This is a genomic window from Nitrospirota bacterium (assembly GCA_026387665.1).
GTDB lineage: Bacteria > Nitrospirota > Nitrospiria > Nitrospirales > Nitrospiraceae > Palsa-1315.
Window position 1 is genome coordinate 1 of sequence record JAPLLG010000012.1, and the last position, 21,164, is coordinate 21,164.

20 protein-coding genes and 2 tRNA genes are annotated in these 21,164 nt (G+C 57.7%); 9 read left to right on the forward strand and 13 right to left on the reverse strand.

Annotated features, from left to right (window positions below; all coding sequences use genetic code 11):
- Nucleotides 1-94 precede the first annotated feature (94 nt).
- The 4 genes from NT179_10160 to NT179_10175 all read right to left on the reverse strand — a co-directional run bounded on the left by NT179_10160 (nucleotide 95) and on the right by NT179_10175 (nucleotide 1,748).
- Nucleotides 95-170: transfer RNA gene (locus NT179_10160), tRNA-Lys, on the reverse strand.
- Between the two features lie 57 nt (nucleotides 171-227).
- Nucleotides 228-304: transfer RNA gene (locus tag NT179_10165), tRNA-Arg, on the reverse strand.
- Nucleotides 305-539: 235 nt separating this feature from the next.
- Nucleotides 540-1,184: a YkgJ family cysteine cluster protein gene (locus tag NT179_10170; GenBank protein MCX5722376.1), complete on the reverse strand. Its 645-nt coding sequence runs from the start codon at nucleotides 1,182-1,184 to the stop codon at nucleotides 540-542.
- Nucleotides 1,185-1,190: 6 nt separating this feature from the next.
- On the reverse strand, nucleotides 1,191-1,748 hold the full coding sequence (locus NT179_10175; protein ID MCX5722377.1) for a hypothetical protein: 558 nt from the start codon (nucleotides 1,746-1,748) through the stop codon (nucleotides 1,191-1,193).
- Nucleotides 1,749-2,036: 288 nt separating this feature from the next.
- Here NT179_10175 and NT179_10180 point away from each other — a divergent pair, with 288 nt between their 5' ends.
- Nucleotides 2,037-2,324, forward strand: a complete 288-nt coding sequence (locus tag NT179_10180; GenBank protein ID MCX5722378.1) for an HU family DNA-binding protein — start codon at nucleotides 2,037-2,039, stop codon at nucleotides 2,322-2,324.
- A 100-nt stretch (nucleotides 2,325-2,424) separates the two neighbouring features.
- On the opposite strand, the gene NT179_10185 is transcribed toward NT179_10180, so the two are convergent.
- Complete coding sequence (locus tag NT179_10185; protein MCX5722379.1) at nucleotides 2,425-2,697, reverse strand: MoaD/ThiS family protein; 273 nt, start codon at nucleotides 2,695-2,697, stop codon at nucleotides 2,425-2,427.
- A 96-nt stretch (nucleotides 2,698-2,793) separates the two neighbouring features.
- On the opposite strand from NT179_10185, the gene NT179_10190 reads away from it, so the two are divergent.
- The 7 genes from NT179_10190 to NT179_10220 all read left to right on the forward strand — a co-directional run bounded on the left by NT179_10190 (nucleotide 2,794) and on the right by NT179_10220 (nucleotide 7,550).
- Complete coding sequence (locus NT179_10190; protein ID MCX5722380.1) at nucleotides 2,794-3,198, forward strand: hypothetical protein; 405 nt, start codon at nucleotides 2,794-2,796, stop codon at nucleotides 3,196-3,198.
- 30 nt (nucleotides 3,199-3,228) lie between these two features.
- On the forward strand, nucleotides 3,229-3,789 hold the full coding sequence (gene rfbC / locus NT179_10195; protein MCX5722381.1) for a dTDP-4-dehydrorhamnose 3,5-epimerase: 561 nt from the start codon (nucleotides 3,229-3,231) through the stop codon (nucleotides 3,787-3,789).
- 115 nt (nucleotides 3,790-3,904) lie between these two features.
- Nucleotides 3,905-4,333 carry a rubrerythrin family protein gene (locus NT179_10200; protein ID MCX5722382.1) on the forward strand — a complete coding sequence of 143 codons (429 nt, stop codon included), beginning with the start codon at nucleotides 3,905-3,907 and terminating at the stop codon, nucleotides 4,331-4,333.
- A gap of 96 nt (nucleotides 4,334-4,429) precedes the next feature.
- Nucleotides 4,430-5,713, forward strand: a complete 1,284-nt coding sequence (locus NT179_10205; protein MCX5722383.1) for a heterodisulfide reductase-related iron-sulfur binding cluster — start codon at nucleotides 4,430-4,432, stop codon at nucleotides 5,711-5,713.
- Nucleotides 5,710-6,291 carry a DUF3501 family protein gene (locus NT179_10210; protein MCX5722384.1) on the forward strand — a complete coding sequence of 194 codons (582 nt, stop codon included), beginning with the start codon at nucleotides 5,710-5,712 and terminating at the stop codon, nucleotides 6,289-6,291. Before NT179_10205 ends, NT179_10210 begins: the two co-directional genes overlap by 4 nt.
- A 1-nt stretch (nucleotide 6,292) precedes the next feature.
- Entirely contained in the window at nucleotides 6,293-7,045 is a 753-nt protein-coding gene (locus NT179_10215; protein ID MCX5722385.1) for a 6-carboxytetrahydropterin synthase, read from the forward strand.
- 61 nt (nucleotides 7,046-7,106) lie between these two features.
- A complete protein-coding gene (locus NT179_10220) occupies nucleotides 7,107-7,550 on the forward strand; it encodes a nuclear transport factor 2 family protein (protein ID MCX5722386.1) in 444 nt (147 codons plus the stop codon).
- Nucleotides 7,551-7,652: 102 nt separating this feature from the next.
- On the opposite strand, the gene NT179_10225 is transcribed toward NT179_10220, so the two are convergent.
- The 6 genes from NT179_10225 to NT179_10250 all read right to left on the reverse strand — a co-directional run bounded on the left by NT179_10225 (nucleotide 7,653) and on the right by NT179_10250 (nucleotide 16,173).
- The gene (locus NT179_10225) at nucleotides 7,653-8,123 is read right to left on the reverse strand and encodes a redoxin domain-containing protein (protein ID MCX5722387.1); all 471 of its coding nucleotides are present in this window, start codon (nucleotides 8,121-8,123) and stop codon (nucleotides 7,653-7,655) included.
- A gap of 145 nt (nucleotides 8,124-8,268) precedes the next feature.
- Nucleotides 8,269-9,024 (reverse strand): hypothetical protein, encoded by a 756-nt coding sequence (locus NT179_10230; protein ID MCX5722388.1) that lies wholly within the window; start codon nucleotides 9,022-9,024, stop codon nucleotides 8,269-8,271.
- Nucleotides 9,025-9,036: 12 nt separating this feature from the next.
- The gene (gene typA, locus NT179_10235; protein ID MCX5722389.1) at nucleotides 9,037-10,932 is read right to left on the reverse strand and encodes a translational GTPase TypA; all 1,896 of its coding nucleotides are present in this window, start codon (nucleotides 10,930-10,932) and stop codon (nucleotides 9,037-9,039) included.
- Nucleotides 10,933-11,197: 265 nt separating this feature from the next.
- Nucleotides 11,198-11,533 carry an Hpt domain-containing protein gene (locus NT179_10240; GenBank protein MCX5722390.1) on the reverse strand — a complete coding sequence of 112 codons (336 nt, stop codon included), beginning with the start codon at nucleotides 11,531-11,533 and terminating at the stop codon, nucleotides 11,198-11,200.
- 38 nt (nucleotides 11,534-11,571) lie between these two features.
- Nucleotides 11,572-12,420: a response regulator gene (locus tag NT179_10245; GenBank protein MCX5722391.1), complete on the reverse strand. Its 849-nt coding sequence runs from the start codon at nucleotides 12,418-12,420 to the stop codon at nucleotides 11,572-11,574.
- Between the two features lie 129 nt (nucleotides 12,421-12,549).
- Nucleotides 12,550-16,173: a response regulator gene (locus NT179_10250; protein ID MCX5722392.1), complete on the reverse strand. Its 3,624-nt coding sequence runs from the start codon at nucleotides 16,171-16,173 to the stop codon at nucleotides 12,550-12,552.
- A gap of 574 nt (nucleotides 16,174-16,747) precedes the next feature.
- Here NT179_10250 and NT179_10255 point away from each other — a divergent pair.
- On the forward strand, nucleotides 16,748-19,045 hold the full coding sequence (locus tag NT179_10255; protein MCX5722393.1) for a PBP1A family penicillin-binding protein: 2,298 nt from the start codon (nucleotides 16,748-16,750) through the stop codon (nucleotides 19,043-19,045).
- A gap of 29 nt (nucleotides 19,046-19,074) precedes the next feature.
- Here NT179_10255 and iscX read toward each other — a convergent pair whose 3' ends face one another.
- Both iscX and dnaK read right to left on the reverse strand, forming a co-directional pair.
- Entirely contained in the window at nucleotides 19,075-19,287 is a 213-nt protein-coding gene (gene iscX / locus NT179_10260; GenBank protein MCX5722394.1) for a Fe-S cluster assembly protein IscX, read from the reverse strand.
- Between the two features lie 54 nt (nucleotides 19,288-19,341).
- Nucleotides 19,342-21,162 (reverse strand): molecular chaperone DnaK, encoded by a 1,821-nt coding sequence (dnaK, locus tag NT179_10265; GenBank protein ID MCX5722395.1) that lies wholly within the window; start codon nucleotides 21,160-21,162, stop codon nucleotides 19,342-19,344.
- Nucleotides 21,163-21,164 lie beyond the last annotated feature (2 nt).

The following is a 21,164-nucleotide window of genomic DNA, read 5'->3' on the forward strand; positions in this document are numbered from 1 at the left end:
CGAGGACTTTCAGGTTGCCTACCCGTCACTGAATCCGTCCCTCTCGCGCAACGGGTTGCGGCTATCTCGCAGGCTATTGATTTATTGACGTATTTGGTGGGCCGTGTAGGGGTTGAACCTACGGCCCGCTGATTAAGAGTCAGCTGCTCTACCAACTGAGCTAACGGCCCACCGGGTATGTCTCTGGCAGATATCGTACGTGCGGCTACTGTTTCTTGCCTGTTTGCTGGTGCGCCTGACAGGATTTGAACCTGTGGCCCTCAGCTCCGGAGGCTGATGCTCTATCCAGCTGAGCTACAGGCGCTCCCGCAACCAAGATTGGAGACAGTAGCACAGGGTTTTATCTTCTGTCTAGCCGGATGCTGAAAAAGTCCTCCGGCGTCGTTCTCGCTTTACTCAGAGGCTCAACGTACTAAAACGTACGCCTCGCCCCTTCGCTCGCTGTGGCCTTGCCGGACGGCCTTTTTGAGCATCCGGCGTTGCCACGGGCATGCGACCTGGATGGCACTGACGTGTGCACAAAGCTTTTCCGTCGTCTGCTAGCGCGGGTCTCTGTCAGATCTTTTCTGACTACGGTTGGCTAAGAATCCATAGGGCAGGAAGACTTCTTCCCCGGCTGACCCCGTAGCCAGCCGCAACGCGTCCAGGGCGGCTGATTCTTCCTGGATCAAACGGTCTTCCTCCTCTCGGAATGATGAGGGGAGCCGCAGAATTGGAATGAAGGTTTGGACCTCGCAGGCACCCTGGGCCAGCCCCTGCTGCTCTGTTGGGATACCCATCGATCGGCAGACTAGGGGGCGGTGCTCGTAGAGGCCGCAGCCTCCGTCAGCCTCTAATGCCGGGCAGGGATGCTGGTGGAATTCTGTGGCCAACCGGTCGATCTCCTGATCGGACCAGGTATCGAGCAGATCGGTCTGGGTCAGTTGCGGGAAGGCTGTTTCCATCGCAGTGGTCTGTTCGATGGCGCGTTGTTCGATGCGCTGGCGGTGGTCTGCCGGGAGGCCGGCCAGTCCCTCTTGGAGGATCTGGACGTCGAGGATAGTGATGGGAAAGGGGCCGATGCAGCAGCTGGTGCAGCCGAGCCGGCAGGGCACTTCACCAAGCAGGGAGGCGGTGGCCCGCTGGAACCAGCGATCAGTCTTTTGATACAGGGGGGCAGGGTTAGGTTGCGTTGGACCTGCCACGGTCGCTCATTCCACTTTGACGGAGAGGTCGACGATGAGATCGCCCTTGGGGGAGTAGAAGCCCTGGTTGTCGATCTGGACGATCCCATTGCACTGTTCTTGGTAGAACTCCAGGATCCATCCGTTGAAGTCGTAGCCCTCGTCGGTCATGTCGTTTAAGGAGAATCGAGTCGTGAGCACAAATCGCGCACGCTCGACATATTCGCGCACGAGTCCTGCTTCGATATCGTCGTGAGCGGAGAGGAGGTCGAGAAACTGCGTCTTTTCTTTCTCGAACACGTCTTGATAGGTGCCTCGATCCCGGACGCAGAATATCTGAATCGGCTTCCGGTCACGATCGTATCCGAGCGTGACCTGGACCCAGGCCCATTCGTCCAGCATGGTTTCGTCCATGTCCGGCGGGGCAATCGGCGTTTGGCTACGGGACTTGAGGAACTCCAAGAGCAGCCGGAGCGGGGGGGAGTTTTCTTTTTGACAAAACACGCGAGAATAGAGGAATTCCTCTGCTGGCGCGGCCTCAGCCGGTTGGGCGGCCGAGGGCAGAATCGGTAGTTCTTTTCCCATGCTAGCGACTCCGAGGATACGGCAACATTGCCCCATAAAGGCTATACAGGCCTGTACTTTACGCTGGCTGGTCTCGAAACTGCAAGAGTCAGCGAAGACGTTTCCCTATGCCTGGCCTGTGTTTTTCCGGTTGACAGCCTTCAATCGCTTGGATAGACTCCCGCTGGTTTTCGTCGAATACAGCAGTACGACTGTTCGTTTATGAATGTGGATCGAGTTTGAGCGGAGTCAAGAAGAGGCGGGTTTTGTTGTTTTTCACCATCTTGTTTTTTTAAGGAGGTTACTTGCATGGCTAAATCAATGACCAAGTCGCAGATTGCTGAACATATGGCCGCGAAGACCGGCTTAACCAAGAAGGCCACGGTCCAGATGATCGAGGACTTTGCCGCCTTGGCCTACAAAGAAGCGAAGAACGTCTTCGTGGTGCCCGGGATCGGGAAGCTCGTCTTGGCGAACCGCAAGGCTCGCATGGGACGGAATCCGCAGACCGGTGAGCCCATCAAGATCCCAGCCAAGCGCGTGGTCAAGTTCCGCGTGGCCAAAGCCGCCAAAGACGCGATCCTCGGCAAGAAGTAAGCGGAGGCCGTCCGGCGCAGATCGGACGAGACTCGCTGTAGAGAGAACGACAGGGCCGGCTCCCCGCGAGGGGCGTCGGCCCTGTACTTTGAGGGACTGGCTACATCGAGGGCCCGAGCCCGCTGCCCCCCATCCCGTCGTGACCAACCAGCCTGATTGCATCACCGTCCTGAACCAGTGAGTCGTCGCTGGCGATCTTTTTATTGATGGTCACCAGTACTTTCTTCTCGCGGATGAGCTGGAGGAGGTGGCGCAACTGAATGCCCTGCCGCTGGATCACCTGGCGGACCGACATGGGGGAGGGTACCTCGCAGGCGAGATCTCGCTCTCCATCGGCGGTTTGCAGTTGACCCATCAGCGAAATGGTAATCATGGTCGGATGCTCCTTATACTCAGTCGTGGCGGCTGTCTGTGGGGCGGGGCCATGGCCCGTTGACTCCATGCCGGTGGCCATCGATAATGCCCAGCCATGCCCTCATTGGATATCCAGAATCCCGGGATGCCGGATTTGCAATTCGTTCTGTTCGTGTCGGCCCTCTGCACGGCTGATCTGACGACGTTGAATGTGCCGGCTGAGCTTCGCACGGCCCTCTTCGACCGTTGTTGGGCGCTCATTCATACAGAAACGCCGCCGACCGATCCCAAAGAGCGGGTGCTCGATCTTCGTCAAGGCACAGAACTGACCTTGGAAGCCTGTCAGTCTATCATCCGCTCCCTGCTGACAGAAGCCGGTATTTCTGTCCTTGTCTGGGACCATCCGGTGAGTGAGCCGACCCGCGAAAGCACGCCAGCCGCGAGGCCCTTGATCGATCGGCTGGGGCAATTGTACCCTGATCCCCCTGAGATCGTCGATCCAGAAAAACCGGCAGAATAAGCGACAGACAAGCGAGCGAAGAGGAGCATCGTGCTGGTCATACAAACTGATATCCCAGGCCTCTTACTCATTGAACCGGACCTATTCAGGGATCCACGGGGACTCTTTCTTGAAACGTACCATGCTCGCCGGTATGAGGAGGCGGGCATTCCCGGCCCCTTTGTCCAGGATAACTATTCACAGTCGATGAGGGGCACCTTGCGCGGCCTTCACTATCAAGAGCCCCATGCCCAGGGGAAACTCGTGATGGTGACGGAAGGGGCGGTCTACGATGTCGTGGTGGACATCCGAAAGGGGTCGCCCGGCTTTGGTAACTGGTACGGGGTCGAGCTCTCAGCGGAGAACCGGCGCCAACTCTATGTGCCGCCAGGCTGTGCCCATGGATTCTGCGTGACCAGCGATCGCGCCTCGTTCCTTTATAAATGCACAGACTATTATGCGCCGAACGACGAGCATGGCATCATCTGGAACGATCCAGCCCTGGCCATTCCCTGGCCGGTTGCCACCCCCATCTTGTCCGCGAAGGACCAGGCCTATAAAACTTTAGCCGAGATGGAGTCCTTGTTGCCACGTTATCGGCCGGTCGGATGAGAATCGCTGCGGCCCATTGATCTCGCGAGGATAGCTATGTTATTCAGCGAGGAGACAGTGGTACGATTGCGGTGACGGTGGCCGGACGATTTCATCGTATATGGAGGAGGAAGCAATGGGGAAAAGTTTGAAGGGAACCAAGAGCCACGACAATCTTAAGGGAGCCTTTGCCGGCGAGTCCCAGGCCAATCGGCGTTATCTCTATTTCGCACGTCGGGCTGATATCGAAGGATTTCCCGATATTGGCGGCCTCTTCCGCGACACCTCCGAGGCGGAAACGGGCCATGCCTTCGGGCATCTGGACTTCTTGAAGGAAGTCGGGGATCCGGCGACCGGGGTGCCGATCGGCAATACCGAAGCCAACCTCAAGTCGGCGATCGAAGGCGAAACCTACGAGTACACGCAGATGTATCCCGGGATGGCCAAGACGGCACGGGACGAAGGATTTCCTGAACTGGCCGAATGGTTCGAAACGCTCGCCAAGGCGGAGCGGTCTCATGCGAATCGCTTCACCAAGGGGCTCGAGAGCCTGAAGCAGCTCTAGTTCTGTTCGTTGTCTGATAGCACAAGGGTGGGCTGGGATGACCCGGCCCACCCTTTGTGCTTTCCGATCTTGTATTGCGGGCCCTCACAGGAGACAATGGACACCGTGAATGGTCTGATTCTGATCAATCCCATCGATCCCGCGCAGCTCCACAAAGACACGCAGCGTATTTATGAAGTCTGCGATGGCTGCCGGCGCTGCTTCAATCTTTGTCCTTCGTTCAACACGCTGCTGGACGGCATTGACCAGTATGAGGGCGATGTCGCGAAGCTGACGCCGACTGACCATCAGAAGGTCGTCGACGAATGTTACTACTGCAAACTCTGCTACAACCATTGCCCCTATACGCTGCCGCATCAGTATGGTCTCGACTTCCCCCGTTTGATGATCGCTTGGAAGAAGCACCTGGCCGTCACGCGCGGGGTGAGCTGGCGCGATTGGTTCCTGATCAAGACAGATCTGATCGGCAGCCTCGGGAGTTTGATGGCGCCGGTGGCCAATTGGCTGTTGGGACTTCGACCCCTTCGTGGCTTGATGGAGTCCTGGGTCGGCCTGCATCGTGATCGGCAGGTCCTGCCCTTTGCGCCTGAGACCTTTACCCATTGGTGGAAGCGGCGAGGGACGGCACAGGTTCCTGCTTCTGCGGTGCGGAAGGTCGCGCTCTTCGGGAGCTGCCTGATTAACTATCAGGCGACCGATGTCGGGAAAGCGACGATTCAAGTCCTTGAGAAGAACGGTGTGCATGTGGTGATTCCCGAGCAACAATGTTGCGGCATGCCTTCGTTCGATATTGGCGATACAGTGGCGATTCAAAAAGCCGCCGCGGCGAATATCGCGTCTTTTCTGCCCTGGATAGAGAAGGGCTACGAGATCGTTGTGCCGGTACCCAGTTGCAGCTTGATGTGGAAACGGGAATATCCCGAAATTGTCGGCGGGGCTGAGGCTCAGCGAGTGGCGGAACGGACCTTCGATGTCTGTGAATATTTCATGAGGCTGAAGCGGGAGGGAGCCCTGGCCACCGACTTTACCCAGAAGCCAGGGCGGGTGGCCTACCAGGTTCCCTGCCATCTGCGTGACCAGAACATCGGATTCAAATCCAAGGAGCTGATGGAATGTGCCGGAGCCCAGGTTGAGCTGATTGAGAAATGCTCCGGTCACGACGGCTCCTGGTCTGCCAAAACGGAGTTTTTCCCCCTGTCCATGCTGATTGCGAAAAAGGCTGTGCGCATGATTGAAGAGGCCCCGGCCGATCTGGTTGCCTCTGATTGCCCATTGGCGGGATTGCAGCTGGATCAGGCGGGTGCCATGGCCCATGCCGGCGGCCGATCAACGAAACATCCGATTCAAATCGTGCGCGACGCCTATGGGTTGCCATCATGAACGTCCTGACTTCTCAAGATCTCCTGCCCACAGCTGAGTATGAGCAGCAGCGTGAGCAGTTCCGCGCTCAAATCATTGCGCTGAAGCAGCGGCGCCGGATTTCCCTGGGGCCGCTCATTACGCTCGTTTTTGAAAATCGTGAGACCCTGCGGTTTCAGACTCAGGAAATGATCCGGGTCGAGCAGATCCTCGATCCCCATAAAGTCCAAGAAGAATTGGACGTCTACAATGCCCTCATGCCAGGGTCCGGTGAGTTGAGCGCGACCTTGCTGATTGAGATTACGGAGCCGGAGCGAATGAAGGAATGGCTGGACGTCTTCATGGGACTCGACCATGGAGAAACGGTTGCGATCTGCGCCGGGGGTGAGCAGGCCTTTGGGTTATTCGAAGGGGGCCACAGTCATGAAACGAAGATCAGCGCTGTGCATTTCGTGCGTTTCGCACCGACCGCAGCAATGACTGCCGCCTTTGCCGATTTGCATCTGCCGGTGACGTTGACGGTAAATCATCGCGAATACCACGCGGAGGTTCCTGTTCCCGGAAGCCTGCGCGAAGAGTGGCTGAAAGATCTGAGGTAACATGGCATCTGTTTTACTGACGAAACGGATCGAATTTGCGGCAGCCCATCGCTATATCAAGCCTGAATGGGATGAGGCGAAGAACCGCGCCGTGTTCGGCCTCTGCTACAACCCTCCGGCCCATGGTCATAACTACATGGTCGAGGTGACGGTGGTCGGTGAGGTGGATGCCAAGACCGGCATGGTCGTGAATCTTTTTGATTTGAAACGGATCCTGCTCGATGTGCTGGAGGAATTCGACCATAAGAATCTGAACCTGGATATGGCCTACTTCAAGGACCGGGTTCCCACGTCGGAAAACCTGGCGCGGCTTCTTTGGACCAAGCTGGAAGTGCAGAAAGACATCGGCACGCTCCACACGGTTCGTTTGTATGAAGACGAAGATCTCTATGCGGAGATTACGGCAGAAGGCGGACTCGACGTCGCCAGCGTGACGAGGCGCTATTCCTTTACGGCAGTGCAGGAAGGCAACCAAGGCCGCGAGTGGGATTGTTTCGTTACGGTCCATGGAACCATCGATCCTGTCATCGGCATGGTGACCGACATCGGAGCTCTCAACCGGTTGGTCCAGGGCAAGGTGTTGTCGGCCTTAGATCGCCGCGATCTGTGCCAGGTTCTCGGAACTCAGACCGTGACTGGGGAGCAACTGGTCGAGCATATCTGGAGACAGCTGGTCTCGTCGCTTTCGGCTGGGCGGTTATCGAATGTGCGTCTCGTTCAGTCCCGTGACCTGTCTTTCGACTACGCAGGCTGATGCCTCTACCTTCATTTGGTCCGATCATCTTATGAGCAGACGTTGTATTTATGTATTGCTGATGCTGTTCCTCTCTTGGACGGGGCAGGCTTGGTCTGCCGAGGAGGGGGAGGCGATTGAGAAGACCATCAAAGCAGCAGCCATGGCTGCTGCTACCTTCTCAGAAACCAGAGACAGGCAAGCGGTCTTGAAGCTGTACAGCAAGGACTATGTCGGGATTCAGGATGGCGAAACGGAGACGAGGGATTCAATCGAGCAGTGGCTGGCTGACTATGACGCTGAGCTTAGCAAGGGCAGCGCATTGCGCTTTATCGGTTCAGTGTCGAGGGTGAATGTCCGGATGACAGGCTTCATGGCCTGGGCGACCTACGACTATGTGTTTCAGGCGGTGAGAAAAGGCGAGCTGGAAGCGCAGGACTTTGGGCAATGTACCGCGCTCCTGCGCAAGGACAGTTCCGCCTGGCTGATCTTCCACGAACATTGTTCGAAGCCCAGACGTCCGTAGCCATTCCCTGTTTCATCGCCTTGAAGTCGGATAGGCCAAAGGCCCGAAAGTCTGAAAGCCTCGACGTGAGGACTTTCGACTTTCGGACTTTGTGACTGAGGGTTAGCTCAACTTCGCGAGGGCTTCGAGGATTTCCTTGTCCTCACGCGCCACTTTGATTTCCTGCACCTTCACGTAGGCGACCTTGCCGTTCTTGTCCACGATGACGGTCGCACGCTTGGAGCAGTTCAACGGCTCGAAATAGAGGCCGTAGGCCTTGGCGGTGGTCCGATGCACGTCCGACAGGAGTTGATGCTTGAGCTTCAGGGAGTCAGCCCAGGCCTTGTGCGAAAAGAAGCTGTCGCAGCTGATGCCGAACAGTTCTGAATTGGCCGATTGAAACTTGGGGAAGTCGTTCGTCAAGCAGGCATTTTCGCCCTGACAAACCGGGCTCCAATCCAACGGATAGAAACAGAGCACCACGTTCTTCTTGCCGCGGTAGTCGCTCAGCTTCACGTCCTTCTGGTCCTGATCCTTCAAATTGAAATCCGGTGCCGTATCGCCAACCTTAATTTCTGCTGCTACGTCGCTCATCTGGATGCCTCCTTCTGCTGGGTTTAGTCAGATCGCTGACATACTCGTATGCATTTTTGTACCGTGCGGCTTGAAACCTTGTCAACGGGCCGGAAGGCCTAGAGATGGCCCTGCTGGCCTAGAAGTGCTGAATAACGAAGGAAAACTATGGAAAAGATTTAATTTCCCGAAAGCTCAGCATGCGGCCGGCCGGTGCGGCGGTGCGGTGGTTGGCGATCTCAATATTCCGGCCCAGGAGTCCGAGGCGGACACGGCTCCCGACTTTGGGAGACTGCCCTGTTCTGGTCAACTCGTCTGCCGTTTCCCTCAGGAGATCGCGGATCGGCTGGTCCGGGAGACCGGGGGCGAGAAACATTTCGAGTTCATCCACACCGAACTTGCTGAGGCCGAGGGTGTAGCACCAGGTTCGGTGTTGTTGCTCGTCCTCGCCCTGCATGATCGGGATATGATCGCCGACGATGAAATGGGTGAGGGGGCGATCCCGCCAGTCCGAGGGGTTCACATACTGGTTGGTGGTGACGTCGTAGGCTGTGCCTTGCGTGAGGAGCGTGAGGCCCCTGGCAAGTCGAGCAGCAAACAGGATCGTATCCGGCATGTCACGTGGAGGCACAAGCGAGGGAGCCACGGCCCCCATATGCTCATGTTCCCAGGCGAGCTGTTCTTTCAAGCCTGCGACATGGGTGGCAGGGAGCGGCATCACGATATGAGCCGTCCAGGGTCCATGGGCCGCATGCCAGGACTCCGTGGCCTGCTCCTCGGCGCGCAGCGTCAGAGGCCCGCCGTACTCGAGGTCATACCAGGTCTTGAGTTCTGCGAGAGCCGGCGCGGTCCCCCGATAGCCGACAAAGTAGAGCGGGGGACGGCGCGCGGAAGGTTTGGGACTTTTCTTCCTGATCCTCATCGCAGCCGGAGGCTATTTGCTGGATTTCTTGGCCCGGCGGCGTTCATCCGAGTTGAGGATCTTTTTGCGGATCCGCAGACTCTTCGGCGTCACTTCGATCAGTTCATCCGGGCCGATATATTCAAGCGCGAACTCCAGACCCATTTCCCGCGGCGGCGTGAGGACCAAGGCCTCGTCTGTGCCGGATGCCCGCATGTTGGAGAGCTGCTTTTCTTTACAGACGTTCACGTCCATGTCTTCATCCCGGCTGTTCTCGCCGACGACCATTCCGCGATAGACGTCCACAACCGGCCCGATGAACATGGTTCCGCGATCCTGGGTCATGAAGATGGCATAGCCTGAGCTGGTGCCGTCTTCGCAAGCGACGAGCGACCCGTGTGACGCCACTGCGAGGTCGCGCTGCTCCAGCGGCTCGTAGGCGGCGAAGACATGGTGCATGATGATGGTGCCGCGCGTCTTGGCGACCAGGAGGTTCTTGAGTCCCATGATGCCACGGGTGGGGATATGGTACTCCAGGTGCATTTCGCTTGTCCCGACGTCGGAATGGATGAGCCGCATATGGCGCAACTCGCCACGGCGTTTGCCCAGCTCTTCAATCACGGCGCCCTGATAGGTTTCCGGCACCTGGATGGTCAGTTCCTCATAGGGCTCGAGGACCTTGTCCCCGTCCCGGTGGACAATTACTTCCGGTTGCGAGACTTGCAGTTCGTAGCCTTCCCGGCGCATCGCTTCGATTAAGACGCCGAGATGCAGTTCGCCGCGGCCTGCCACGAGGAACTTGTCCGCACTGTCCGTTTCTTGTACGCGCAGCGACACGTTGGTTTCGAGTTCTTTAAAGAGGCGATCGCGCAAATGCCGGGAGGTCAGGTACTTGCCTTCCCGTCCGGCGAACGGGCTATTGTTCACGGAGAAGGTCATTTGGACGGTCGGCTCGTCGACCGTGACCCTGGTCAATGCGACCGGGTTTTCCGCATCGGCAATGGTGTCGCCGATGCTGACTTCGTCCAGGCCTGCCACTGCGACGATTTCCCCTGCTTCTGCCTGTTCCACATCCGTCCGTTCAAGGCCGGAGTAAACGGCGAGGTCTGATACTTTCCCAGGGAACTTGGCGCCATCCTTCCCGAGGACGACCACATTTTGTCTGCGGGCGATCGAACCGGATTGAATCTTGCCGACTCCCATCTTGCCTTTGTAGAGGTCCTGAATCAGGGAGAGGATCAGAATTTGAAGCGGCGCCTCGGCATTGACGGCCGGTGCGGGAATCTTTTCCAGCACGGTGTCGAGGAGCGGCGTAATGTCCGTGCCTGGCTTCGCGAGATCGTTGGTCGCGGTGCCCTTGATCGCGGCGGTATAGACGATGGGGAAGTCGAGCTGCTCGTCTGTCGCGCCGAGATGGACGAACAGGTCGAAGGTCCGGTTCACCACATCGTCGATGACCGCGTCAGGCCGGTCGATCTTGTTGATGACCACGATGGCCTTGTGGCCGAGCGCGAGGGCTTTCCGCAAGACGAAGGTTGTTTGCGGCATGGGGCCTTCTTTGGCGTCGATCAGGATGAGGACTCCGTCCACCATGCGCAGGGTCCGCTCGACTTCACCGCCGAAATCGGCGTGGCCCGGCGTGTCGACGATGTTGATTTTCACGCCCTTGTAGATGACGCTGGCGTTCTTGGCTCGGATCGTGATGCCGCGCTCGCGCTCCTGGTCCATTGAGTCCATGATCCGCTCGCCCATGTCTTCAATCTTGCGATGGACGTGGGTCTGTCGGAGCACGGCGTCAACCAGCGTCGTCTTGCCATGGTCAACGTGCGCGATAATGGCGATATTGCGGATGTCGCCACGACGCCCTGCGGGGGCGATCTGGTCTGCGACGGGAGATTCTTCTGTGGTGGCGATTGGGTCCATAGACATTGCGGTATGCTCCAAAAAAAAGACGCCCGGAAATCCAGGCGCCGTGGGTTAGTATACCCGAAGCATGGTGCTCGGCACAAGCGATGCAGGCAGGAAGATGTGGACAGGCTGACTCGTTGGCGTAGCCTTGAGTTTTGAGGATCCGCGGGGTGTGGTCGCTTCGATAGTCTTCCCAGTAAAGTAAGACTTTTCAGAGCGTAAGTCAGTGTAATTATGATAGATATCTAGTTATAGCCGTAGCAGTCTTAGTCTCGCCAACCATCGCTCAGTCAAAGACAACCTGTATCTGTTCCAAGTAGGTGTCGAGCTGCGCCAGCTTTGTCTCAATGGTTGCCGTAGTTCCCATTTTCGCAGCCTGTTCGATGGTTGCGGCCATCTCCGAGATACGGTCGAAACCGTAACTCCCGCCGGCGCCTTTCATCCCGTGCGAGACTTTCCGCACTGTCTCGAAATCCTGAGCAGCGACGGCTTCGCGCATGACCACCGTCTCCTTTTTGCGGTTGGCCATGAATTTCGGTATGAGCGGCTCAAAAGAGGCGTCCACATGTACGATCTCCCCTTCCGGTGCTGCAGCGTTGCCGCGAGGGTTGATGTACGTCATGCGGGAATCTCCTTTCGCGAATACCGATTGGCCGCTCGTTAGGATGCCAGTTCCTCTGAATCTTGGGTTCGGAACCGCCGGAGCCTGGCAATCAGAGCCTCCCGTTTGAACGGTTTCAAAATATAATCCTTGGCGCCGAGGGCGAAGGATTCACGGATATCTCGTGCACAGCTATCGGCGGTCAACATGACTACTGGGACCTTCTTCCAGGCCGGTCGTGCCAACCGGGTGATATGGTCCAGCAGCTTTACTCCGTCGGCAAAGGGCAGCTGCATATCTAGCAATACCAGCGCCGGCGCTGGCATCGATTTGATGAGCTTCAGCGCCTCGCGGCCATCGGCGGCGCGCACGACCTGGTAGCCTTCTTTTTCCATGATCAAGGTGACGAGATCCGCCGTGTCGTCTTCGTCCTCGACGAGAAAGAGGGTCGGTTTGGCAGGTACGCCCGGCTCGTTCATAGGGTACCCCTGCTGCACGTGCTGGCCGGGAGCCGACGTCTCGGACCCCTCATAGGCCAGGGAAGACAAGACTTGCTTCACCGTCTGCACCAGGTCTTGCAACCCGGGCTTTTTCACCACGTAGGCCGTGGCTCCTTCAGACAATGCCCGTTGGATATCTGGCTCGTAGTAGTCGGCACTGACCATGATGATCGGCACATGTTTCCACTCATGATGTTGGCGGAACGCCGTCAACAGCTCGAACCCATTGGCATAGGGGACTACGATATCGAGCAGGATCAGCATGGGGGGCTGCATGGTGCCAATGAGGCTAGTGGCCTGGCGGCCATCGACCGCTCGCACCACCCCATAGCCTTCACGTTCAAGGATCGTCTGGAGCAGATCCCCTGTGTCCTGTTCGTCTTCAATGCATAGAATTGTTCGAGCCATGCGACCCTCCTCACTGCTCCCGTATCGAGGCGGTGCGATACGGATCACACAGGGCGATCCCCCGTGTGTGCCCCATAGGCGCCCAATATCGTGCTGTCAGGCAGACCTGTTTCTGCGAAGTGGTCATTGTTACGCGGCCTCCTGTCCTGGGCGCGGACTTGTGTAGATACGAATCGCGTCCAGTAGCGTTTTTTTCTTAATCGGTTTGGTGAGATGTGCGGTACAGCCGGCGGCCAAACTCTTATCGATTTCGTCCTGAAACGCATTAGCCGTAAGGGCCACAATAGGGGTCGGTGTTTGGCCCTGAGTCCGTTCCCATTCACGGATCGTTTGTGTCGCGGTGTAGCCGTCCATGACCGGCATCTGGATATCCATCAAAACCAGGTCGTACCGGCCTGCCTTGAATTTGTCCACGGCTTCCAACCCGTTTTCCGCCATCTCTAAGGCGAGCAGGCTGTTTTTGAGAAAGAGCGCGATGATATCGCGGTTGTCCTCCAGATCCTCGACGAGAAGGACTCGCATGACGGCTGTCGAGGGGCGCTGGGGTGCTGCAGGGGCGGCGGGTGGAGGGCTCGGCAACGCGGTGGCCTGAACGCCTAAGATAGAATGAATCAGATCGAGAAAGGCTTTTCGGTGAATCGGTTTGGTGACGTGGGTGTACGTTTCAGTGTCGGCTCCCGGGGCCATACCGGGTTTCCGCGGGTTCGAGGTCAGCATCATGATTGGGACGGCTTTCCACTCAGGGGTGGCGTGGATCTGCCGGGCCAGTTCGTAGCCGTCTATGCCGGGCATCTGGCCATCGAGAATCATCAGATGCAGAGGTTGCTTGTCTGTATAGAGCCGCTGTAAGAGCGCCAGCGTGGTTGGGCCATCCTCCGCTTCAACAATCTCTCCGCCGGCACGGGTGAGCAATTCCCGGACGATCAGACGATTGGTGTCGTTATCATCGACGACCAGAATGTGCCGTCCGACCAAGTCTGCGGCGGGAATTCTTGCTGGCTCCATCGCGCCGGTGCCAACGGGAAGGCGGAGGAGAGCATGGAAGGTGCTGCCCTGGCCCTCGTTGCTGTGCACCCAGATTCGACCGCCCATCATTTCTGTCAGGCGCGCACTGATGCTCAAGCCGAGGCCGGTGCCGCCGTATTTGCGGGTGGTCGAGGAATCGACTTGGGTAAAATCTTCAAAGATCACCTGACATTTGTCTTCGGGAATTCCGATTCCGGTATCGGCGATCGTCAGGTGGATTATGTCCGGGGTCTCGAGGGGATTGTCCCGCTTGATGTGGACGAGGACATGCCCGCTCTCCGTGAATTTAATGGCATTGCTGAGCAAGTTGATCACGATCTGCCGTACGCGTGTGGGGTCTCCGACCACCAGATCTGGCACCAGCGGATCGATATGGGTAATGAGCTCAAGCCCCTTCGCCTGCGCACGGACGGCCATGAGTTCTGCTGTGTTTTCGATGAGGTCTGGGAGGTCGAAGTTGATGGACTCCAGCTCGACGTACCCGGCTTCGATCTTGGAGAGGTCTAGGATGTTGTAGACCAGATCGAGCAGGGCCGTGGCTGCCCGGTTGAAGCGGTTTACATAGTCGGCCTGTTCGGCGGTCAGGTTGGTCTCGCTCAATAAATCCGCCATGCCGATGATCGCATTCATCGGCGTCCGGATTTCGTGGCTCATCGTGGCGAGGAAGTCGCTCTTTGCCTTGGTGGCAGCCAGCGCCTGGTCGCGCGTGACGATCAATTCGGCATTGCGGTTTTTGAGGAGGGCCGTGGTCTTGGCGAGGGCGGCTTCCGCGCGTTTACGTTCAGAAATGTCGCTAAACGCCACGACGGCGCCGGCCAGCGAATCGGATTCGTAGATGGGGCAGGCAACCATCGCGGCAGCAAAGGCGGTACCGTCCTTTTTCCAGAAGACCCCCTCACTCAGGCGATCACAATTTTCGGCAGCGAAGGCTGAACTGCTCTTTTTCTGGAGGGTCTCCTTGCCGAGGCGGCACCCTTTCCCGGTCCGGCCAACCTGCTCCAGCACACAGGCGTCTGCAGGGTACGGGGAGCCATCTTCGTGGGAATGGTGAATCAGGGCATGCATCGGTTGCCCCAATAACTCTTCGCTGGTGTAGCCTAACATCGCCGCTCCAGCCCGGTTGACAAATGTGCATCGCCCCTCTCGATCGGCTCCGTACAGTCCTTCCGCAGTCGAGTCGAGGAGGAGCCTGATATGGCGATCCAGTCGCTCCTGTTCATGCTGAGTCTGTTTGAACTGGGAGATGTCACGGATGGCCGATAGCACATAGGTGCCACTTTCCATCTCGACATGGCTGAGGCTGATTAAGACGGGAAATTCTCGTCCGTCTTTGTGCTGGGCGAACAGATCTGTTGCGCGACCCATTGGTCTGCGATAGGGCGCGGCCATATACTGTGTGCGCTGTGCGGGGTGCTGACGGCGGAACCGTTCCGGCATCAGCTGCTCGATTTTCTGGCCTAGCAGTTCATCGGGTGTATAGCCGAAGGTCTCTTCAACTATGTGGTTGACGTAGACGATCAGTCCCGCTGCGTCCGCCATCACAAAGGTATCGGGCGTGGCATCCAGGACCGTCGCAAAGTGGGTGAGGCTGCCGGTCAATGCCTGGGCGTGTTTGACGAGGGTAACGGTCATGAAAAACGTGATGATTACCACGATGCTTAGCATGGTCAGGATGATGAGCCGGATGATTTCCTGGCGATGGTAGGCCTCTGAGGTATCCATTTCTGTGGCAAGCCCGATCCCTAAGTCTTCATCCCATATCCAGGCACCCACGAAGGGGACTCCGCGGTAATCGCGGTAGCCGTCGAGGTTGAGACCGGAGTTCCCATCCACAGCTTGTTGCGCCATATAGGTTAGCGGCTGTTGGTCGCGGGATATTGTCGGCCGGAAGCCTTCGACTATGTTGCCGCCAGGATTGCGGATATCAATGTTCAGGATTCCTCGTCCATCGGGACGATCGGCCGAGATGAGGCCGCTTGTTCGTAACTGCGCATCAAATCGGCTTTCGGTGATGAGCCTGCCGGTGCGGTCGAAGGCGTAGGTCTCTCCCGTGTTGCCCAGCCGGCCTAGCTGTGCGATGTGGGTGAAATTCTTGGTGGGGTCGAGGATAAACGCAAGGGCGGCGATGACCGCTCCCTGCCCGTTCCGAACTGGAGTGGCAACAATCATGGCGGGGCTTTTAGCGGGGAGATAGGATCCGTAGCCCAAATCGATATCGGAGGCTGTGAGAAAGGGCAGGCCAAGAGTCGCCGTTCCGGACAGAGCTCCGGCGATCACCTCAGGGGCATATCCTGAAATATCCTGTCCGCCCACCATGGCATCGGCGTTCGCGGCAATCTGCACACCATCCGGGGCGATGACCACAAATCCGAGCGTCTGAGCGTCCTGCGGCGACAGAGGGCGCAACAGCGCCCGGAGAGTCTTCAAAGGCTGGCTGATCCGTAACGTCTTGGAGGTTCGGCGCACAAGAAGTTGCGCAGCGATGATGTGCTCAATTTCCTGGGATTGCGCCCAGGCGGTCACATTGATTTTCCGATCGGTGGCCCAAATCCGCAACCCTCCTTGAGTCGTTTTTAGGACGGTTTGTAGTTCATTGCCGAGGCTCTCTCGCATCCCCTTCTCGATCGTGTGGAGCGCCATCCAGACAATGAGGGCGATCGGAATCAGCACGAGCAGGAGCAAGTAATATTTGTTTTTCCGTCCCAGGGGACTTTTTGACGTCTTCATACGATCTCTCAGTCACCTCAACCTGGTAGGCTGCCGGGCATAGTTCGTGGTCGCGTTCAGACACGCCATTGTCGAGTCGGTTTCGTCAAGTGGGCGGTACAGCCAGCGACAAGGCTTTTGTCGAATTTCCCTTGAAAATATTGGTTGTGATGGCCAGGATCGCGTCGGTGCGGTTCTCATAAGAAGTCAGATCGTTTCTGGTGGCCATGGTGGCGTGTCAAATCCAAGGTTGTCCTCTTGTTGACGCAATGCCGTAGGAGTGCAGATCTACGCATCTGCTCCGGCTTCTTTCTCGGTAATTTCCAGTACTTCTTGAGCGGCTACTGTGCTGGAGGCAGTAGAAGGGATGAGCTCGTACCGATCAGAGTCCTTGCTTGAGTTTTGAGGGTCCGCACGGTATGGTGACCTTCCTGTTCTTGCCAGAGACGCAATCCATATTCGATGGTAACCCCGCGTAATTATGACGGATCGTCAGATATATAGGCAGTATCCGCCTCGTCAGCCACCGCGTCGCCGGTCGTGGCGCTGGTGGCAGGTCTCGCTCCTCAGCCTCGTTGCGGCGTTCCTAGGAGGGATGCTGGGCCTGGGTGGATTGGTCTGGCACCTTGCGAATGATCTTCCTCCATTAGATCAGTTGGAGACGTATCAGCCGAGTCTGGTCACGCAGGTCTATTCCAGCGATCAGCAGCGCATCGGTCAATTTTTCATTGAACGTCGCATCCAGACTCCTTTGGCGGAAATTCCCGAACGGTTCCGTCGTGCTGTCATCGCGGTCGAGGATGTTCGGTTTTTTGAACATCCCGGGCTCGATTACATCGGCATGCTCCGTGCGGCCTGGACGAACGTACGCCGAGGGGGGAAGGTTGAGGGGGCCAGCACGATTACCCAGCAGTTGGCTCGGTCGTTGTTCCTCTCGTCGGAACGCACTTTCGACCGCAAGGTCCGCGAGTTGATTCTGGCTTATAAAATGGAGTTGGTGCTGACGAAGGATAAAATTCTTGAGCTGTATCTGAATCAGATTTATTTCGGGCAAGGCGCCTACGGGATCGCCTCGGCGTCCCAAACCTATTTCGGGAAAGACCTCTCGGCCCTCACGACGGCGGAAGCGGCATTTTTGGCAGGCCTTCCGAAATCCCCCAATAATTATTCGCCGTTTAAAGCCTACGAGCGAGCCAAAAAACGACAAGAGCATGTGCTGACCCGCATGGAAGAGGCAGGATTTTTGACTGAAGCAGAGCGTGAAGAGGCGGCGGCGGAAACGTTGAATTTCAGGCGGCCAGGCGGAGAGCAGGCAGCGCCCTATTTTGTAGAGCATGTCCGGCAGTTGTTGGTCGCCAAGTACGGCGAGGCCCTGGTCTATAAAGGCGGGCTCAAGGTTTTTACGACATTGAATATGGAAATGCAGAAGGCTGCTGAAACGGCCTTTGCGGCCGGCTTGCGCGAATTGGATAAACGTCAAGGGTGGCGTGGTCCGCTTCGAACGGTCGATCCAGCCGTCCTGGCTCCCTCCGTTGTTGGGGTGACTGCCAGTCAAGCTTTGAAGACGGGGGACTATCGAGAGGCGGTCATTACGAAAGTGGCGAAGGATCATTTCCTAGCGCAGGTCGGTCCGGTGACCGCCAGGCTCGCCTTTGAAGATATGGCTTGGGCGAAGCGTCGGCTGACTGGGCCGGACACCGCGAAGGACGCCTTCGTCAATCCGAATCTCAAGCAGGTGCTGAAGCCGGGCGATGTTGTCGAGGTGATGGTGAAGAAGTTGGAGCGTGACGTTGTGCACGTTCAGCTGGAGCAGACGCCCCTCGTTGAGGGAGGGTTGATTGCGCTGGAGCCGGCTAAGGGCGCCATCAGGGCCATGGTTGGCGGATACGATTTCGGCCGCAGTGAGTACAATCGCGCCATCCAGGCCCATCGCCAGCCCGGGTCCGCCTTCAAGCCGATCATCTATGCGGCAGCTCTTAATCAGGGGATGAGCCCTGCGTCAATGATCCTTGATGCGCCGGTTGTCTACGAGCGAGAGCTCGAGGAAAAAACATGGAAGCCTGAAAACTATGGGCATAAGTTCCACGGCATGGTGAGTTTGCGGGAAGCGCTGGCCCATTCCTACAATCTCGCGACAGTTCGGCTGCTGGATAAGGTGGGGATCAGGAATGTGCTTGAGTTCGCCAAAACGGTCGGGATTACCAGCCCGCTGGCCGCAGATTTGTCGTTGGGGCTCGGTTCGTCCTCTGTGGGATTGCTGGAACTGACCTCCGTCTATTCGGTATTGCTCAATGAGGGGAACCGGGTGGAGCCCTACGCGATCGTGTCCGTGGAGGATAGCGCGGGAAAGGTGCTGGAGTTGGCGGAATCGCAAGCCTTGCCGGTGATCTCCAAGGAAACTGCCTACGGGATCACCAACATGATGGAAGATGTGATTCAGAAGGGGACCGGTCAAGCGGCCAAATCTATTGGTCGGCCGATTGCCGGGAAGACCGGAACGACGAACGACTTCATCAATGCCTGGTTCATCGGCGGGGCGCCGAACTTGGTGGCGGGCGTGTATGTGGGCTTTGACGATGGCCGCCCGCTCGGCGAGACGGAATCGGGGGCTCATGCCGCGCTGCCGATTTGGATCAATTTCATGAAGGAGTCGCTCAAGCAGGTCCCTGTGATGGCTTTCACCGTTCCGGAAGGCGTCACGTTTGTGAATGTCGATCCTGCGACGGGGTTGCTCGATGGCGAACAGGAAGGCCAGACCGGCACAGTTGAACTCTTTATCAAGGGCAGCGAGCCGACCCAAGCGCCTCAGCGCCGGCTGGACCCGACGGACTTTTACAAAATGGACCAAATCCCCGAGGGGGTACAAGAGCAGGCTGCTGAAAAAGTCCGCTAGGTAGCAGGGTTCTTGGATTGCCCAGTGGATTAGGATTTCGAGTCCTGATATTCCTCGTGCCAAGCCATCTGAATCGCTTCCAGAATCTTCTCGTTCGACTTCTTGCTATCGTCCTTGAAATCCGGAAGCGCCACGACCCAGGCATGCAGGTCGGTGAAGCGAACCGTGAGCGGGTCCGTCTCCGGATGCTCTTCAACTAAGCGAATGGCGATATCTTCTGTGTCGTTCCATTTCAGATCCATCTGAACTCCTTCGTCGTTCGTGAAGCGCTGCGAAACAGGCTTTCCGAGGCCGCGTCACGTTAGGTCCGAGACCTTCTTGCCCTGGAGCCCTCGTGTGAGCGAATCGTTCAGCATAGCGACGGTCAGGCGCTGCGCCGATCGTTCGAGGTCGGCCATGCGCGCGCGGATGGCGCGGAGATCGTTACCCTCCCTTGCGGCTGCCAGGGCCGAGAGGGCCGCTTGAATGGCCGTGACCTCTTCCGGGGCGACAAGCTGACGCCCTTCGCTCAGGGACTTCTCCGTCGTCGTGATCAAGGCGCCGGCCTCGAGCCTCGTCTCGATCAATTTGCGGGCACTGACGTCCTCTGCTGCAAACTTGAACGAATCCTCGATCATCTGCTCCACTTCGCGGTCGGATAACCCATATGAGGGTTTCACCTCGATGGACTGGCTCTGTCCGGTTCGCATGTCGCTGGCCTTCACGTTCAAGATCCCATTGGCGTCGATAAGGAACGTGACTTCGATGCGCGGCACGCCGGCCGGGAGCGGGGGCACTTTTAGGCGAAATTTTGCCAGGCTGCGATTGTCGTTCGCCAGTTCTCGTTCCCCTTGGAGGATGTGGATATCCACGCCGGTCTGCCCATCGACATAGGTGGTGAACATTTCTTTCGCGCTTGCCGGGATGGTCGTGTTCCGGCGAATCAAGCTGCTCATTACGCCGCCCATGGTTTCGATGCCGAGCGAGAGAGGCGTGACGTCGAGCAAGAGCATGTCCGTCGTGCCGCCGCTGAGGATGTCCGCTTGCACGGCTGCGCCCAGGGCCACGACTTCATCCGGATTGATCTCACAATGGGGGGTCTTCCCGAACAACTCCTGAACCCGTTGCCGCACGAGCGGCATGCGGGTGGAGCCCCCGACCAGCACGATTTCGTCGATCGCGTCCGGAGTGAGCCCCGCGTCTTTCAGGGCCATCCGGCAGGGGGCCAGGGTCCGTTCGATAATTCCCATGGTCAAAGTTTCGAGTTGGTCCCGCGTCAATTCTCGCGTGAAGCGGCCCTTGTTGTCTGGCAGCTCGACCGACACCTGTATTTTCAGTTCGTCGGACAGTTGGATTTTGGCCCGTTCCGCCTCGAGCCGGATCGTTTGCATATGGTCCGGGTAGGCACTGAGGTCGATTCCATGCTGGCTGCGAATGTCTGCCAGGAAGAGGTTGGCAATCTCACGGTCTAGATCGTCTCCGCCTAGGTGGGTGTCGCCGTTCGTAGCCAACACTTCGAAGATGCCGTTTTTAAGTTTGAGGATGGAGATGTCGAAAGTACCCCCGCCGAAGTCGTAGACGGCGATCGTGCCCTGCGTTTTTTCTTGCAGTCCGTAGGCGAGCGAGGCGGCGGTCGGTTCGTTGATAATTCGTAACACGTCCAGCCCGGCGATCATGCCGGCGTCTTTCGTGGCTTGGCGTTGGCTATCGTTGAAGTAGGCTGGGACGGTGATGACGGCTTTCGTGATGCTTTCGCCGAGATGTTCTTCCGCCCGCTGTTTCAGCTCTTTTAAAATCATCGCCGAAATTTGCGGGGGCGAATAGGATTTTTCGCCGAGCTTGATCCGGATCACGCCGCCTTGCTCGGTGAGCGAGTAGGGGAAGTAGGCCAGTTCGCCCTGTACATCCTCAAGGGCCTTTCCCATGAAGCGCTTCACGGAGTAGACCGTCCGCTCGGGATTGCGGGTCAGGTGTTCCTTCGCCGGGTCGCCGACGATCAGGCCATTGTCAGTCATGGCCACGACGGAGGGCACCATCGTACGCTCGTTCCGTCCTGGAATGATGCAGGGGTGGCCCTCTTTCATATAGGCCACGAGCGAATTCGTGGTGCCGAGATCGATGCCGACGATGCGTGACATGG

Excerpts from the sequence above, each read along its gene's own strand:
- NT179_10175 (MCX5722377.1), bottom strand. The coding sequence starts at position 1,748 with ATGGGAAAAGAACTACCGATTCTGCCCTCGGCCGCCCAACCGGCTGAG.
- NT179_10180 (MCX5722378.1), top strand. The coding sequence starts at position 2,037 with ATGGCTAAATCAATGACCAAGTCGCAGATTGCTGAACATATGGCCGCG.
- NT179_10185 (MCX5722379.1), bottom strand. The coding sequence starts at position 2,697 with ATGATTACCATTTCGCTGATGGGTCAACTGCAAACCGCCGATGGAGAG.
- NT179_10190 (MCX5722380.1), top strand. The coding sequence starts at position 2,794 with ATGCCCTCATTGGATATCCAGAATCCCGGGATGCCGGATTTGCAATTC.
- NT179_10200 (MCX5722382.1), top strand. The coding sequence starts at position 3,905 with ATGGGGAAAAGTTTGAAGGGAACCAAGAGCCACGACAATCTTAAGGGA.
- NT179_10205 (MCX5722383.1), top strand. The coding sequence starts at position 4,430 with ATGGACACCGTGAATGGTCTGATTCTGATCAATCCCATCGATCCCGCG.
- NT179_10210 (MCX5722384.1), top strand. The coding sequence starts at position 5,710 with ATGAACGTCCTGACTTCTCAAGATCTCCTGCCCACAGCTGAGTATGAG.
- NT179_10215 (MCX5722385.1), top strand. The coding sequence starts at position 6,293 with ATGGCATCTGTTTTACTGACGAAACGGATCGAATTTGCGGCAGCCCAT.
- NT179_10220 (MCX5722386.1), top strand. The coding sequence starts at position 7,107 with ATGCTGTTCCTCTCTTGGACGGGGCAGGCTTGGTCTGCCGAGGAGGGG.
- NT179_10225 (MCX5722387.1), bottom strand. The coding sequence starts at position 8,123 with ATGAGCGACGTAGCAGCAGAAATTAAGGTTGGCGATACGGCACCGGAT.
- NT179_10230 (MCX5722388.1), bottom strand. The coding sequence starts at position 9,024 with ATGAGGATCAGGAAGAAAAGTCCCAAACCTTCCGCGCGCCGTCCCCCG.
- typA (MCX5722389.1), bottom strand. The coding sequence starts at position 10,932 with ATGTCTATGGACCCAATCGCCACCACAGAAGAATCTCCCGTCGCAGAC.
- NT179_10240 (MCX5722390.1), bottom strand. The coding sequence starts at position 11,533 with ATGACGTACATCAACCCTCGCGGCAACGCTGCAGCACCGGAAGGGGAG.
- NT179_10245 (MCX5722391.1), bottom strand. The coding sequence starts at position 12,420 with ATGGCTCGAACAATTCTATGCATTGAAGACGAACAGGACACAGGGGAT.
- NT179_10250 (MCX5722392.1), bottom strand. The coding sequence starts at position 16,173 with ATGAAGACGTCAAAAAGTCCCCTGGGACGGAAAAACAAATATTACTTG.
- NT179_10255 (MCX5722393.1), top strand. The coding sequence starts at position 16,748 with ATGCTGGGCCTGGGTGGATTGGTCTGGCACCTTGCGAATGATCTTCCT.
- iscX (MCX5722394.1), bottom strand. The coding sequence starts at position 19,287 with ATGGATCTGAAATGGAACGACACAGAAGATATCGCCATTCGCTTAGTT.
- dnaK (MCX5722395.1), bottom strand. The coding sequence starts at position 21,162 with ATGTCACGCATCGTCGGCATCGATCTCGGCACCACGAATTCGCTCGTG.